Annotated in this window: 15 protein-coding genes; 3 read left to right on the top strand and 12 right to left on the bottom strand. The window is 67.4% G+C overall.

All coding sequences use genetic code 11. The annotated features are described in order from the left end of the window. Positions 1–55: 55 nt before the first annotated feature. Both G3I17_RS19425 and G3I17_RS40855 read right to left on the bottom strand, forming a co-directional pair. Complete coding sequence (locus G3I17_RS19425) at positions 56–1711, bottom strand: sodium:solute symporter (protein WP_164598213.1); 1656 nt, start codon at positions 1709–1711, stop codon at positions 56–58. Continuing rightward, positions 1708–1980, bottom strand: a complete 273-nt coding sequence (locus G3I17_RS40855; protein ID WP_164598211.1) for a DUF3311 domain-containing protein — start codon at positions 1978–1980, stop codon at positions 1708–1710. Before G3I17_RS40855 ends, G3I17_RS19425 begins: the two co-directional genes overlap by 4 nt. Before the next feature lie 79 nt (positions 1981–2059). On the opposite strand from G3I17_RS40855, the gene G3I17_RS19415 reads away from it, so the two are divergent. Then, positions 2060–3127: an endonuclease/exonuclease/phosphatase family protein gene (locus G3I17_RS19415; RefSeq protein ID WP_164598209.1), complete on the top strand. Its 1068-nt coding sequence runs from the start codon at positions 2060–2062 to the stop codon at positions 3125–3127. 128 nt (positions 3128–3255) lie between these two features. Here the strand turns inward: G3I17_RS19415 and G3I17_RS19410 are convergent, their stop codons facing one another. Next, positions 3256–4161: a DUF2785 domain-containing protein gene (locus G3I17_RS19410; RefSeq protein WP_164598208.1), complete on the bottom strand. Its 906-nt coding sequence runs from the start codon at positions 4159–4161 to the stop codon at positions 3256–3258. Between the two features lie 112 nt (positions 4162–4273). Between G3I17_RS19410 and G3I17_RS19405 the strand changes: the two genes are divergently transcribed. Beyond that, positions 4274–5785, top strand: a complete 1512-nt coding sequence (locus G3I17_RS19405; RefSeq protein ID WP_164598205.1) for a PAS domain-containing sensor histidine kinase — start codon at positions 4274–4276, stop codon at positions 5783–5785. 142 nt (positions 5786–5927) lie between these two features. Here the strand turns inward: G3I17_RS19405 and G3I17_RS19400 are convergent, their stop codons facing one another. Then, a complete protein-coding gene (locus tag G3I17_RS19400) occupies positions 5928–6179 on the bottom strand; it encodes a WhiB family transcriptional regulator (protein ID WP_164598202.1) in 252 nt (83 codons plus the stop codon). 427 nt (positions 6180–6606) lie between these two features. Between G3I17_RS19400 and G3I17_RS19395 the strand changes: the two genes are divergently transcribed. Continuing rightward, positions 6607–7017, top strand: coding sequence for a hypothetical protein (locus tag G3I17_RS19395; protein ID WP_164598200.1), 411 nt, complete (start codon positions 6607–6609; stop codon positions 7015–7017). Between the two features lie 396 nt (positions 7018–7413). On the opposite strand, the gene G3I17_RS19390 is transcribed toward G3I17_RS19395, so the two are convergent. The 8 genes from G3I17_RS19390 to G3I17_RS19355 form a co-directional block, all read right to left on the bottom strand. Then, positions 7414–8208 carry an RNA polymerase sigma factor SigF gene (locus tag G3I17_RS19390; RefSeq protein WP_164598198.1) on the bottom strand — a complete coding sequence of 265 codons (795 nt, stop codon included), beginning with the start codon at positions 8206–8208 and terminating at the stop codon, positions 7414–7416. After that, the gene (locus G3I17_RS19385; protein WP_164598196.1) at positions 8205–8597 is read right to left on the bottom strand and encodes an anti-sigma regulatory factor; all 393 of its coding nucleotides are present in this window, start codon (positions 8595–8597) and stop codon (positions 8205–8207) included. The genes G3I17_RS19390 and G3I17_RS19385 overlap by 4 nt, the downstream gene beginning before the upstream one ends. Positions 8598–8735: 138 nt before the next feature. Next, positions 8736–9518 carry an amino acid ABC transporter ATP-binding protein gene (locus G3I17_RS19380; protein WP_164598194.1) on the bottom strand — a complete coding sequence of 261 codons (783 nt, stop codon included), beginning with the start codon at positions 9516–9518 and terminating at the stop codon, positions 8736–8738. After that, positions 9518–10495: an amino acid ABC transporter permease gene (locus G3I17_RS19375; RefSeq protein ID WP_164598192.1), complete on the bottom strand. Its 978-nt coding sequence runs from the start codon at positions 10493–10495 to the stop codon at positions 9518–9520. The genes G3I17_RS19380 and G3I17_RS19375 overlap by 1 nt, the downstream gene beginning before the upstream one ends. Before the next feature lies 1 nt (position 10496). Beyond that, positions 10497–11408: an ABC transporter substrate-binding protein gene (locus G3I17_RS19370; RefSeq protein WP_164598189.1), complete on the bottom strand. Its 912-nt coding sequence runs from the start codon at positions 11406–11408 to the stop codon at positions 10497–10499. A 180-nt stretch (positions 11409–11588) separates the two neighbouring features. After that, positions 11589–12344, bottom strand: a complete 756-nt coding sequence (locus G3I17_RS19365; protein ID WP_164598187.1) for an amino acid ABC transporter ATP-binding protein — start codon at positions 12342–12344, stop codon at positions 11589–11591. Further along, complete coding sequence (locus G3I17_RS19360; protein WP_164598185.1) at positions 12344–13180, bottom strand: amino acid ABC transporter permease; 837 nt, start codon at positions 13178–13180, stop codon at positions 12344–12346. The genes G3I17_RS19365 and G3I17_RS19360 overlap by 1 nt, the downstream gene beginning before the upstream one ends. Then, positions 13177–14028: an ABC transporter substrate-binding protein gene (locus G3I17_RS19355; RefSeq protein ID WP_164598183.1), complete on the bottom strand. Its 852-nt coding sequence runs from the start codon at positions 14026–14028 to the stop codon at positions 13177–13179. Before G3I17_RS19355 ends, G3I17_RS19360 begins: the two co-directional genes overlap by 4 nt. Positions 14029–14156: the final 128 nt, after the last annotated feature.

The following is a 14156-nucleotide window of genomic DNA, read 5'->3' as shown; positions in this document are numbered from 1 at the left end:
AATCGGCGTATCCGACTCCTTAGCGTGTCGGAGTCACCACTTTCTGTACTGCGTACTACGCCTTGGCAGGTGCCACGCCACCCTCGCCGAGCGGATCCGGCAGGTCCTTCACGCCAGGGTCGCCCGCGTCTGCGAGGTAATCGGTCGGGTGGGTGGAGTCGACCCCCTCGGCCACCTTGAACGCCCGCAGGACGAGGGTGAGGACGACCGTGACGATCAGGTTGATCGCGACCGCGGTGAGCCCGATGTAGACCTGCTTCTCGGTGAACGGGAGGTTCGCCAGCGAACCACCGAAGTGCTTCTTGGTCGCCGGGTTGATCACGTTGTACGCCGAGATCGTGCCGAACACCATCGCCACCGCCCAGCCGGTCAGCAGCGCCCAGCGGTGGAACCAGCGGGTGAACAGGCCGACCACGATCGCCGGGAAGGTCTGCAGGATCCAGATCCCGCCGAGCAGTTGCAGGTTGAGCGAGATGGTCTTGTCCATCCCCAGCACGAAGATCAGCGCGCCGAACTTCACCAGCAGCGAGGCGAGCTTGGAGACCTTGGCCTCCTGGGCCGGGGTGGCGTCCTTCTTCAGGAAGTCGCGGTAGATGTTGCGGGTGAACAGGTTCGCCGCCGCGATCGACATGATCGCCGCCGGTACCAGCGCACCGACCGCGATCGCCGCGAAGGCGATGCCGGCGAACCAGGCCGGGAATTCCTGGTCGAACAGCCGGGGAATCGCCAGTTGCGGGTTCGCCAGTCCGTCCAGGCCGTTGATGTTGACCTTCGCGGTGATCGCCATGAATCCGAGCAGCGCGAGCAATCCGAGCAGCAGCGAATAGGCCGGCAGGATCGCCGCGTTCCGGCGGACCACGTTCCTGTTCTTGGTCGACAGAACGGCCGTCACGGAATGCGGGTACATGAACAGGGCCATCGCCGAACCGAGCGCCAGGGTCCAATACGCGGAGTACCCGGCTTCGCCCGGGATGAATGCGCCGGTCGGCTTTCCGGTGGTCGGGTTGGGGGTCGCCATTTTCGCCTTGGCGGCGTCGAAGATGGTGTCCCAGCCGCCGAGCACGTGCGGCAGGTAGAAGATCGCGACGCCGATCACCAGGTAGATCAGGCCGTCCTTGACGAACGCGATCATGGCCGGCGCGCGCAGACCCGACGAGTAGGTGTAGGCCGCGAGCACGGCGAACGCGATCAGCAGCGGCAGGTCCTTGGCCAGCGTGTTGCTGCCGCCGAGGCCCATCGTCTCGAAGACCGCCTGCATGCCGACCAGCTGCAGCGCGATGTACGGCATCGTCGCCAGGATGCCGGTGACCGCCACCGCGAGCGACAGGCCGCGACTGCCGTAGCGGCCGCCGACGAAGTCCGCCGGGGTCACGTAGCCGTTGCGATGCGCGACCGACCACAGGCGGGACATGAAGATGAAGATGATCGGGTAAACGACAATCGTGTACGGCACCGCGAAGAAGCCGCTGACCGCGCCGGTCGCATACATCGCGGCCGGGACGGCGACGAAGGTGTACGCCGTGTAGAGGTCGCCGCCGAGCAGGAACCAGGTGATGAAGGTGCCGAAGCCACGGCCGCCCAGACCCCACTCGTCCAGGCTGTCCAGCTCGCCGGTCCGGCGCCAGCGCGCGGCCATGAAGCCCATCACGGTGACCGCGACGAAGATGACGACGACGATGGTCAGCTGGACCCAGTTGACCTCGGTGTTCACCGGTTGCCCTCCTTCTTGCTGGACCCGGCGTCGAGGCCGGCCGCGGCCCGTCGTCTGCGCTCCTCGCGCATCACCAGCTGGTACGAGATGCTCACCGTGATCGCCGAGACGAAGACCCAGAGCAGCTGGTACCAGTAGAAGAACGGGAATCCCCACAGCCGGGGTTCGTCCTTGGCGTAAGTGGAGACTAGAAGCGGTACGACCACGCTGACCGCCAGCAATATGCCGGCGATCCAGTACGCGGGTCTGACCGCGGCAAGCTTGGACACAGCAACCTCCTCGGGACACAGGCGCGCGGTGAAGGTTACCGCTCGCTGACGCACAGCGACTAGACCTTCAGGGCGGGTTATGGATACGGATGCGGCTTGGAACCTCCGGCGGGTCTTGTTGTCCGTGTTGTTCCTGGTGATCGTTGCCCTGCCGCTGTATCCCGAGCTGTACGGTCTGGACGAAGTCACGCCGTTCACGCAGCTGGTCGCGTTCCGGCCGCAGTTCCTCGTCCTCGTCCTCGTACTGGGCCTGGCGATGCTGCTGCGCTGGAACTGGCGGATCGCGGCCGGGCTGGTGATCCTGCTGGCACTGACCGGCGGCGCGTTGCTGGCCCCGCGCAACCTGTCCGGCCCGACCCCGCCGCCGGCCGGCAGCCGGGCGCTGACCGTGATGGTGGCCAACGTGCTGGGCGGGGGAGCCGACGCCGGCGAGGTGGCGAAGCTGATCAACGCGTACCGGCCGGACATCGTGTCGTTGCCCGAGGCCCGGGTCGACGTACGGCAGGAGATCGAGGACCACCTCAACGGCCTGAACTACTACGGCTACACCCAGCAGGCCAACGCGGAGGTCGAGAGCGCCACCAGCGTGCTGGTCGCGGAGAGCCTCGGCAACGTCCAGTTCGACTCGGAGAAGCTGGACACCGGCAAGGTCAGCTCAGAACAACCCGGTACTTCGAAGCCCGGCGCCGGTGAGCCCGGAGCCCAGACGATCGGCCCGGTCCAGCAGACCACGACCCAGTTCGGCCACATCATCATCACGGGCGGCAACCTCGGCAAACTCCGCCTGATCGCCTACCACGGCTACCCGCCGCTGCCGGGAGACGTGACGATCTGGAAGCAGGACCTGCAGGTGGTCAAGGACTGGTGCTCCGCAGGTTCGATGACCGTCGTGGCGGGCGACTTCAACGCCACCACCGACCATGCCGACTTCCGCTCCGCCCTCGGCAAGAACTGCAAGAGCGTGGGCCCGTCGGTGGGTGAGGGCTTCCAGGGCACTTGGCCGGCCAATCGCCCAGCCCTCTTTCGCACCCAGATCGACCAAGTGGTCATCTCCGACGACATCGTGCCAGGCAAATTCAAGACCTACGACCTCGAAGGCTCCGACCACCGAGCCGTAATCACAACCATCGCCGTACCGAAGAGCTAAACCCCACGCAGCCACCTTGTGCTCGACCTGAGCATTCAGCCGCTGCCGAAACACTCAGGTGGTGCACAAGGTCGCCCTATCGGCGTGGGAGCTGGCGACGCGGACGGCGGAGCAGGCGTGGGGAGTGCCTAGCTGCTGGAGGCAGCCGGCCGGTAGATGTAGGGCTGGGAGCCTCGGACTGCTTCCGTCAGCAACAACAGCATGTCGGCGCGGGCTTCGATCGGGCGGCCGAACAGGTCGTCGTCGCCTGGGATCGGGAAGCCCTTGACGCCGATCGCCAATTGGCTGAGCAGGACGTGCAGGACGCCGCGGGCGTTGAAGACGTTCGGGGTCGGCCACTCGGGCAGCGTCTCGTGCATCAGTGGTTGCTGGGCCGCGGTCGCCGCTACCGGCTTCAGCCAGCGCTCCAGCTCGTCGCTGGTCAGCATGTTGCGGTGCAGGATCGTCATCACCGCGTGGGCGACCCGGTCATGCTCCTCGTGCACCCACCGGTACTGCGTCTCCTTCACGATCCGGTCGGCCAGTACGTCGAGCAGTGCGCGCAGTACGCCGGCATCGCAGTGCCGCGACCGGGCCAGTGCGCCGATCGCGTCGGCGCCGTGCGCAACGGCATGGGCCCAGCCGCAGTCGGCGACGTACCCGCGCAGGTCGCGTTCGCGCAGCAGCCAGGTGGCCAGCCGGTCGCCCCAGCGCATCACCACCTCGTCGTGGACGAGGAACTCGGCGTTGTCGCGGTGGATCACCTCCGCGAGCGTCAGCGCGGTGAAGGAACGCCGGAACACCGAGTCGGTGCCGTCCTCGCCGAGCCCGTAGGCGAGCCCGGCGCAGAGACCGTCACCGAAACCGGGCAGCAGATCGTCGTACACCCCGCGCTCGAGCCAGGTCGCCAGCGTCGGGTAGGCCAGCGCGTCCCGCACCTGCGGGTTGGTACTTGCCAGACCGCGGACGAGCTCCTCGGTGAGGTCGGTCAGCGCACGGTCGCGGGGTACCGCGTAGTCCGCGGCCATCACGTCCTGCCAGTACGTCGACTCCACCAATGCATCCTTTCACTTGAACCTGCTCAATCAACACCCATCCACCGCCTCCTGTCGAGCCTCCCCAGGCCGGACAGCGGCAACCACCCCGTACCCAGCTAGGCTCGGGCCCGTGCCGTCCTTGACCGATGTGGCGCGGAACCACACGACGCTGGACCAGGCGGACCTGGACCGGCTGCAGTTGCTGGTGTCCGACTGGCAGATGCTCGCCGACCTGTCCTTCGCGGACCTGGTGCTCTGGCTGCCCGACACCGAGGGGCTCGGCTTCTGGGCCGGTGCCCAGATGCGGCCGACCACCGGCCCGACGGCGTACCTGGACGACATCGTCGGCAGTTTCGTCCCGCGCGACCGCCGCCCGCTGCTCGACCAGGCCTACGACTCCGGCCGGATCTGCCGCGAGGGCGACCCCGAGTGGCGCGACGACGTACCCGTCCGGGTCGAGACCATCCCGGTACGCCGGGGCGCGCGGGTGATCGCCGTGATCGCCCGCAACACCAACCTCTTGGGCGTCCGGACGCCGAGCCGGCTGGAGATCGCCTACCTGCAGAGCGCGACCGACCTGGCCCGGATGATCACCGACGGCATCTTCCCGTACGGCGGGGAGCGGCTGCTCTCCACGACGCCACGGGTCGGAGACGGGTGTATCCGGGTCGATCGTCACGGCATGGTGACGTTCGCGAGCCCGAACGCGTTGTCCGCGTACCGCCGGCTGGGACTCGTCACGGATCTGGTCGGCAGCCGGCTGAAGGACATCACCGCCGAGCTGATCCACAGCGGCCGGAAGGTGGACGACCTGCTCGCGTCGGTGCTCACCGGCCGGGCCGCCAAGGAGATCGAGATCGAGAACTCCGACGCGACGCTGTTCCTGCGGGCGATCCCGCTGCGCGCCGACGGCGAGCACGTGGGCGCGCTGATCCTGCTCCGCGACGTGACGGAGCTGCGGAGCCGGGAGCGGGAGCTGGTCACCAAGGAGGCGACCATCCGGGAGATTCATCATCGCGTCAAGAACAACTTGCAGACCGTCGCCGCGTTACTGCGGATGCAGGGAAGGCGCATCACTGTGCCGGAAGCGCAGGCTGCGCTGGCCGAAGCTGTCCGCAGAGTGGGATCGATCGCGATCGTCCACGAGACGCTGTCAGAGTCCATCGACGAGCACGTCGACTTCGACGACGTCGCCGACCGGGTGGCCGCGATGGTCGCCGACGTGTCGACGGTCTCCACCGAGGTGACGATCAGGCGGACCGGCAGTTTCGGCGTCCTGGACTCCGAGGTCGCGACGCCGCTGGCGATGGTACTGACCGAGCTGATGCAGAACTCCGTCGAGCACGCGTTCAGTTCGCGGTCGACAGAGCCTGACTGGGTCGGTGGGGTGGGGGAGGAATCAGCTACAGCCACCGGCAGCATCGAACTGGCCGCCCTACGGTCGGTGGGGCGGCTGCGTGTGGTGGTCACCGATGACGGCAAGGGGCTTCCGGCGAACTTCGACTCCGAGACGTCCGGCAACCTGGGGCTGTCGATCGTCCGCACGCTGGTGATCGGGGAACTCGACGGAGTGCTCGAATTCCACCCACGCACCGACGGCCCGGGCACCACGGTCGTCCTCGACTTTCCGGTCAAGGAGTAGGTCGTTATCTCTGAACAGCCGTGGGTCCTAGTCCACAGTTCTTCAGGTACAACGCGCTTTTTCCGCAGTACTACCAGGGAAATCGACTGCGTAGAATTCGAAAGGCCCCGCGGATCCCGCGGGGCCTGCGTCGAAAATCGTGTCAGGCGGTGCGGATGCGAGCGCGGGCGTTGCGGCGCTTCAGAGCGCGTCGCTCGTCCTCACTCAGACCGCCCCAGACACCGTGGTCCTGGCCGGCTTCCAGTGCCCAGGACAGGCACTGCTCTCGCACGTCGCAACGACGGCACACCTGCTTGGCCTCCTCGATCTGCATGATCGCGGGCCCGGTGTTACCGATGGGGAAAAATAGTTCCGGGTCCTCATCGAGGCAAATGGCCCGGTGGCGCCAATCCATGGCGGATCCCATCTCTCTCAGTAGTTTGTGACGCTGACGGCCTGGTCTGTGCCCAAGTCAGCGACCCTGTACTCGCACGGGGGTGGTGCGGAGCGTTGTGAACGTTTTCACGAACGACTCCATGTTCCCAATCTAGAGTGATCGAAACAAGGGTTCTGGAGTTGTCGATCCGATCACAACACTCTCTTAACACTACGAACCGGTGCACAACGGTTTACCTCGTCCGGAAACCGGACGGGGGAACCTTGGTGCGATCACCCGTTCACTGCAAGTAACCGATCAAACAGCCCTGGGGTTACGCAAAACCTTGATCCCTGTGGGGCTGAGGTTCTGGCCACCCTTGAGCCCCCGGGGGAAGAGGGGTGTCGTCCCGGATGCTCTCCAGCCGGACTCTTACTGCGCCGAGTCCAGCACTACGCTGGAGCACGTGCCGACTGAAACCACGCCGTCCACCGCCCCGCGCCCGCTCAAGCTAGCCGCGGCCGTGGTCGCAACGGAAGGGCTTGTGCTCGCCGTTCTGGGAATTGTCGAAGCAATAACGATCGACGCCGACCGGCTGGTTCTCGGTGTGACGACCGCCGGCTTCCTGCTTCTGTACGGCGCGGCGCTGGTTTTCGTGGCCCGCGGGCTCTACCGGACGGCCACCTGGAGCCGGGGCCCGGCCGTGTTCGCCCAGCTCATCCAGCTGGGCGTCGCGTGGAGCTTCTGGGGTGGCAGCACCAGCGTCGTCTCGGTGCTGCTCGCGCTCGCGGCGGTAGGCGTCCTGGTCGCCGTCTTCCAGAAGGCGTCGATGGCCGCCCTCCTCGACGACCCGACGAACGACAACCCCGTCCTCTAGTACTGCACCTGTTGGCCGTGACGGGCCGGCGCCAAAGCCGGCTAGGTAACTCTCCTCGGCCCAGCGACTGCCGGTCGCCGGAAGCCCGGGCCAACTTTGTGCACCACCCGAGCGAATCTCCCGCCTCAGAACGCTCACGCCGTGCACAAGGTGGCCGTCTGGGATGGAGGGGGCGGCTGCAGCGGGTGGGCGGTGGGTCCGGGAGGGGTGGGTGGCGGGTTTCCTAGGGGGTACGTCGTATGAGGGGGTGCGGCTGCTCCTGGCGGCCGGACGCTCCCCCCAACCGGCTTGGGTCAGCTGGGGAGGGTTGTCGTCGGACCTGGGGCGGACTTTCGCCCAGTACAGGGGTAAAGCCACCTCAACCGGGGCGACGGGGTTACCAGCCAGCCGCGCGAGCTACTCCTTGAGCAGGCCCGCCCGGAGTTCGGTGAGGGTGCGGGCCAGCAGCCGGGAGACGTGCATCTGGGAGATGCCGATCTCGTCGGCGATCTGCGACTGGGTCATCCCACGGAAGAACCGGAGCGTCAGGATCCGCTTCTCGCGGGTGTCCAGCTGGGCCAGGAGCGGTTTGAGCGACTCGCGGTACTCGACGCTCTCCAGCGCCTCGTCCTCGCCGCCGAGGCCGTCCAGGACCGTCGTGGCGTCAGCCTCGTTCTGATCCGGCGCGTCCAGGGACAGCGTGTTGTAGGCGTTCGCGGACTCCAGGCCCTCGATGATCAGGTCGGCCGGCAGTCCCAGCCGCTCGGACAGCTCCCCGACCGTCGGGGCGCGACCCTGCTCCTGGGTCAGCTCGGCGGTGGCCGCGGTCAGCGAGAGCCGCAGCTCCTGGAGCCGGCGGGGCACCCGGATCGCCCAGCCCTTGTCCCGGAAGTACCGCTTGATCTCGCCGAGGATCGTCGGCGTCGCGTAGGTCGAGAACTCCACCCCGCGCTCGACGTCGAACCGGTCGACCGCCTTGATCAGGCCGATCGTGGCCACCTGGACCAGGTCGTCATACGGCTCACCGCGGTTGCGGAAGCGCCGGGCCAGGTGCTCCACCAGCGGCATGTGCAGCGAGACCAGGCCGTCACGCGCCGAGGTGTGCGCGGCCTCGCCGGGGCTCGAGGCGCCCATCGCGGCGAAGAAGGTGGCGGTCCGGGTGCGTAGGTCGGGTTCCTGGGGTTCGCTGCCCAGGATTCGATCCTCGGTCACGCCTTCTCCGACGCGGTCGACGAGGCCGACACCGTGATGGTCAGCCGCCCGTCGATGGTCTCGGCCGCGGCGGACTCCACCAGTGCGGTCAGTACGGTCCAGCCGAACGAGGTGGTGTCCGGCATCCAGCCGTTCGGCACGGTGGCCGTCGTGCTGACCGTCAGTTGCGGCGGGGCGATCTCGAAGACCAGGTCCAGGACGCCGTCGGAGGCCTGCGGGAGCAGCAGGGCGCACGCCTCGTCCACCGCGATCCGCAGATCGTCGATCGCGTCCACGGTGAAGTCGTTGCGCGCCGCCAGGTTGCCGACCACCGACCGGGGGACGGCGATGTAGGCGCTGTCCGCGGGAATGCTGAGGCGAACCTCGGCGGGTCGTCCATTGCTGCTCACAGTGCTTTGCCTCCCAGGCAGGCTGAACCGATGGGCACCCGACCCACCGCGTACATCTTCCACTCTGTAGCCCGGGTCTGCACCCCGAACGGCACCCGGCGTCCGGTACTTCGGCCGCCGGGTGCCCGGTACTACGCCCTACGGGTGCTCGTGCTCCGACCGCAGCCGGCTCAGGAAGGCCTTCGTGCGCTGGTGCTGTGGATTGCCGATCACCTCGGCGGGGGAGCCGGCCTCGACCACCACCCCGTCGTCCATGAACACGACCGTGTCGGCGACCTCGCGGGCGAACGACATCTCGTGCGTCACCACGATCATCGTCATCCCGTCGTTCGCGAGCTCGCGCATCACGGTCAGCACCTCGCCGACCAGCTCCGGGTCGAGCGCCGAGGTCGGCTCGTCGAACAGCATCAGCTTGGGCTGCATCGCCAGCGCCCGGGCGATCGCGACCCGTTGCTGCTGACCACCCGACAACTGCGCCGGGTACGCCGCGGAGCGGTCGGCGAGCCCGACCCGCTCGAGCAACTCCGCCGCCCGGGCGCGGGCCGCCTTCTTCGACTCGCCCTTGACCTGGACCGGCGCCTCGGCGACGTTCTCGATCGCCGTCATGTGCGGGAACAGGTTGAACCGCTGGAAGACCATCCCGATCTCGCGCCGCTGGGCCGCGATCTGCTGGTTCTTCAGCCGGTACAGCTTGCCGTCGCGCTCGGCGTACCCCATCAGGTCGCCGTCGACCCAGATCCGGCCGCCGTCGATCGTCTCGAGCTGGTTGATACAGCGCAGGAAGGTGGTCTTGCCCGAGCCGGACGGGCCGAGCAGGCAGACCACCCGCCCCTCGCCGACATCGAGGTCGATGCCCTTCAGGACCTCGTTGTTATGAAAGGACTTGGTCACGTTGACCGCGTGGACCAGAGCTTCGGTCATCAGGCGCCTCCCGCCCCGGCCGGCCGGGCTGCCCGCGGGGCCTTGGTCCCGAACCCCTTGCCGAAGTGCCGCTCGAGGAAGTACTGCCCGACCATCAGCACGCTGGTGGCGGCCAGGTAGTACAGCGTCGCGGCGACGGCGACCGGGAATGTCTTGTAGTAAAGGCTTCCGATCGACTGCAGCTGGTAGAACAGCTCGGTCGTGACCGGTACTGCGATCAGCAGTGAAGTGTCCTTGAGCATGGCGATCGTCTCGTTGCCGGTCGGCGGCACGATCACCCGCATCGCCTGCGGCAGCACGACCCGGCGCATCGCCTTGCCGCGGCTCATCCCGAGCGCCTCGGCCGCCTCCAGCTGACCCTTGTCGACGCTCATGATGCCGGCCCGGGCGATCTCGGCCATGTAGGCAGCCTCGGACAGCCCGAGGCCCAGGACGCCGGCCACGACGCCGGTGAAGACCTGGTTGGCGTCCAGCGTCAGGAACCGCCAGTCACCCGACATCCCCAGCCACTCGATGATCTTCCAGTCGAACGGGAAGCCGAACGACAGCCCGTCCTGGAACAGGATGCCGAGCGTCGCCATCGTGAACAGCAAGATGTACCGCGGCACGCTGCGGAAGAACCAGGTGAACAGCCAGGCGACCCCGGACAGGATCGGGTTGTCCGACAGCCGCATGACGGCCAGCACCACGCCGCCGCCGACGCCGACCACCATGCTCAGGACGGTGACCAGCAAAGTGCCCTTGACCAGGCCCTCGATCACGGGCGACTGGTTCATCGCCTGGAAGACGAAGTCCCAGTCGAACTCCTTGTTCGTCACCACGAGGTGCACGAACATCGCGAGCAGCACGGCCAGGACGGCGATGGCGACCCAGCGGCCGGGATGCCGGACCGCGACGGCCTCGATCGCGCCCGGCCGGTCCGCTGCCTCGATGGCGGGTGGTTCGGCCGGACGCGAGTCGTCGGTACCGGACGTCATCTCAGGGGTTCACGGCGAAGTCGGTGATGGCGCCCGACTCGTTGCCCCAGGTGCTCAGGGCTGCCTTGTAGGTGCCGTCGGCATCGATCGCCTTGAGGGCCTTGGCCAGTGCGGCCGCGAAATCGGTCTGGGCCTTCGGTACGACGTAACCGTAGGGCGCGGCGTCGTAGATCTCGCCGAGCGCCTCGATCTTGCCCGCCGACTGCTTGGCGGCGTACAGCACGACGGGGGAGTCGGCCAGCATCGCGTCGGCCTTGCCGGTGGCGACGTCGGCAGTGGCGGCGTCCTGCTTCTCGCGGATGACGAGTTTGATCGCCGGCTTGCCGGCCGTCTTGCACGCCGCCTGCTTGACCGGGAGGTCGTCCTCGAGCTGGGTGGTGCCCTTCTGGACGGCGATCGTCTTGCCGCACGCGTCGGCCGGGTCGACCTTCTTCGGGTTGCCCGCGGCGGTGGCCCACTGGGTGCCGGCGCTGAAGTAGCTGACCATGTTGACCTGCGCCTTGCGCTTGTCGTTGATCGTGAACGACGAGATCCCCAGGTCGTACTTGCCGCTCTGCACGCCGGTGATGATGGTGTCGAAGCCGGCCGGCTGCCAGTCGACGGTGACGCCGAACTTCTTGGCGACGGCGCCGAACACGTCGACGTCCATACCGGCGACGGTCTTGCCGCCCTGGAGGAACTCGTTCGGCGGGTAGGTCGCGTCCACGCCGACGGTGATCTTGCCGGCCGTCTTGATCTTGGCCGGCAGCGCCGCGGCCAGCTCCGGGTCGGCGGATCCGCCGGTGGTCGGCTGACTGGACGACGTACCGGTCGACGGCGAGGTGGTACTCCCCGACAGGCTGTCCGAACCGCATCCGCTCGCGGACAGAACCAGGACCCCGCACACGGCAAGGGTCGTACGCAGTGCTGACATCTCTAGGCCCTCCAAGGCTGCTTTTTCCGCATCTTGGCACAGCCCCCGACTTTCTGCGCACTGACCCGGACCGAATGGAGACCTGATCGTAGTGATGAGCACAGACACCTGTGCGCGGTCGCCACGTAGTGTCGGCGACCGCGCACAGGTAGTGATCCTTTAGGTTGCTTGGGGCAACGGTCAGCTCGGCTCGACGTGGGTGGGGTCGAGCACCCGGCGCAGGAAGGTGCGGGTGCGCTCCTGCTGCGGGTTGCCGATCACCTCGGCCGGCGGGCCCTGCTCGACGATCACGCCGCCGTCCATGAAGACCACCCGGTCGGCGACCTCGCGGGCGAAGGCCATCTCATGGGTGACGACGAGCATCGTCATCCCGTCCAGGGCGAGCTTGCGCATCACCGTCAGGACATCGCCGACGAGCTCGGGGTCGAGCGCCGAGGTGGGCTCGTCGAACAGCATCAGCGCCGGATCCATCGAGAGCGCCCGGGCGATCGCGACTCGTTGTTGCTGGCCACCCGACAGTTGCATCGGGTAGGCGTCGACCTTGTCGTTCAGGCCGACGCGGTCCAGGTTGTCCCGCGCGATCTGCTCGGCCGTGGCCGCGTTGCGCCGCAGTACCGTCGTCTGCGCCACTGTGCAGTTGGTCAGGACGGACAGGTGCGGGAACAGGTTGAACTGCTGGAACACCATCCCGATCCGGGCCCGGGCGGCGTCCAGGTGGCAGTCCGGGTCGGTGATGTCCTCACCGCTGACGAGCACCTGACCCTGCTCCGGTACCTCGAGCAGGTTGACGCAGCGCAGCAGCGTCGACTTGCCCGAACCGGACGGGCCGATCACGCAGACGACCTCGCCCTCCTCGACGGTGAAGTCGATACCGCGCAGCACGTGGTTGCTGCCGAACGACTTGTGCAGGTTCTTGATTTCGACCAGTGCGCTCATCAGTTCGCCCTCGCAGCCTTGGCCTCCAGCCAGCGGACCAGCAGGCCCAGTGGCAGGGTGATGATCAGATAGCAGAAGCCCGCGGTGACCAGCGGCGTCAGGTTCGACGCCGTGTTGGCCAGGTCGCGGCCGAAGCCGGTCAGCTCGTAGTCGGCCGCCGTGGTGCCGATGATGAAGACCAGCGACGAGTCCTTGACCAGCAGGATCAGGTCGTTGCCCAGCGGCGGCAGGACGATCCGGAACGCCTGCGGCAGGACGATCTTGCGGGTCGCCAGGCCCGACGGCATCCCGAGCGAACGAGCGGCCTCGACCTGGCCCCGCGGTACGGCCTGGATCCCGGCCCGGATCACCTCGGCCATGTAGGCCGCGGCGACGATGCCGAGTGCCAGCCAGACCGTGCCGTACGGGTCGAACGGGATGACCAGGTTCTCGAACGCGAGCGGCAGCAGGCTGAACGCGACGAACACGATGATCGCCGGCAGACCGCGGAAGAACTCGATGTAGGCGGTGGCCAGCCAGCGGTACGGCGCCACCTGGCTGAGCCGCATCAGGGCCAGCAGGGTCCCGCCGAGCAGGCCGATCACGAACGCGCCGGCCGTGTACTCGAGCGTCTTCACGAAGGCGCCGGGCAGTCCGGAGGTGAACGACTGCTCGATGAACTTCGGGCTGAAGAAGACGTCGACGATCTGGCCCCAGTCGGCCGTGAAGGCCGCGACCACGACGATGACGATCAGGACGGCGTACTGGATCCCGCGGGACCGCCTGGCTCGCCGGCGCGGACTCAGGCCCCGGCGCGGCTCAGGAACGGTGTCGGTGTCGGTGTCGGTGGAGGTCACTTCTTCGGCTCAACCCCGAACCACTTCTTGAAGATCTCGTTGTAGCTGCCGTCGGTCTTGGCCTTGGCGAGCAGTTCGTTGAACTTCGCGATCAGCTTGGTGCCGCTGGGGTCGTCCTTCTTGGCCGCGAAGCCGTACTGCTCGCCGGTGTTGAACTCGGCGGTCACCTCGGTGTCCGGGTTGTCCTTGACGAAGGAGAAGAGCGCGCCGTTGTCGTTGACCCCGGCGTCGACCCGGCCGGACTTCACGTTGTTGGTCTGCAGCGCGAGGTCGTTGAACACGACCACCTCGAAGCCGATCGTCTTGGAGGCGGCGGTGACGTAGTCCTTGCCGGTGGTGTCGGCCTGGACGCCGACCTTCTTGCCCTTCAGGTCCTCGAGCGTCTTGTACGGGGCGCCCTTCTTGACCAGCAGGACCTGGGTGGCGTCCATGTAGGGGTCGGTGATCCCGATCGCGGCCTTGCGGGAGGCGTTGATGGTCATCGCGCCCATGCCCATGTCGCACTTCTTGGCCTGGTACGCGGCGCCGGAGGTGACCTGGGCCCACTCGATGCTGACCACTTCCTGCTCCAGGCCGAGGTCCTTGGCGACCAGGTCGAGCAGATCGACGTCGAAGCCGATCACCTTGGTGCCGTCCTTGTACTCGAACGGCTTGTAGGACAGGTGCGTGCAGACGGTCAGCTTGCCGGGCTGGACCAGCGTGATGCCGGCCGCCTTGGCCTTGTCTTCGCTGCCGCCGCCACCGCCGGAGTCGTCGCCACCGCAGGCGGCCAGGGACAGTGCGAGTACCGCGGCCGAGGTGGCTGCCACCAGGCGGCGGCGCGTGCGGAGAGTGGGGACGATATTCATCGCGAGTACTCCTCGTGCCGGTTGTCGAAGCCGGCCCGGACGATCCCCGGACCGGATCTTCAGAATCCTGGCACAGCAGGCAGTCACCTGAGGGGTGCTCGGCACCGACGAGACTCGATCGTCACCGG

This window comes from Streptomyces sp. SID13031 (genome assembly GCF_010548305.1).
Classification (GTDB): domain Bacteria; phylum Actinomycetota; class Actinomycetes; order Propionibacteriales; family Kribbellaceae; genus Kribbella.
The sequence above is the reverse complement of the archived record's forward strand: the minus strand, read 5'-3'. Positions and strand labels throughout refer to the sequence as shown.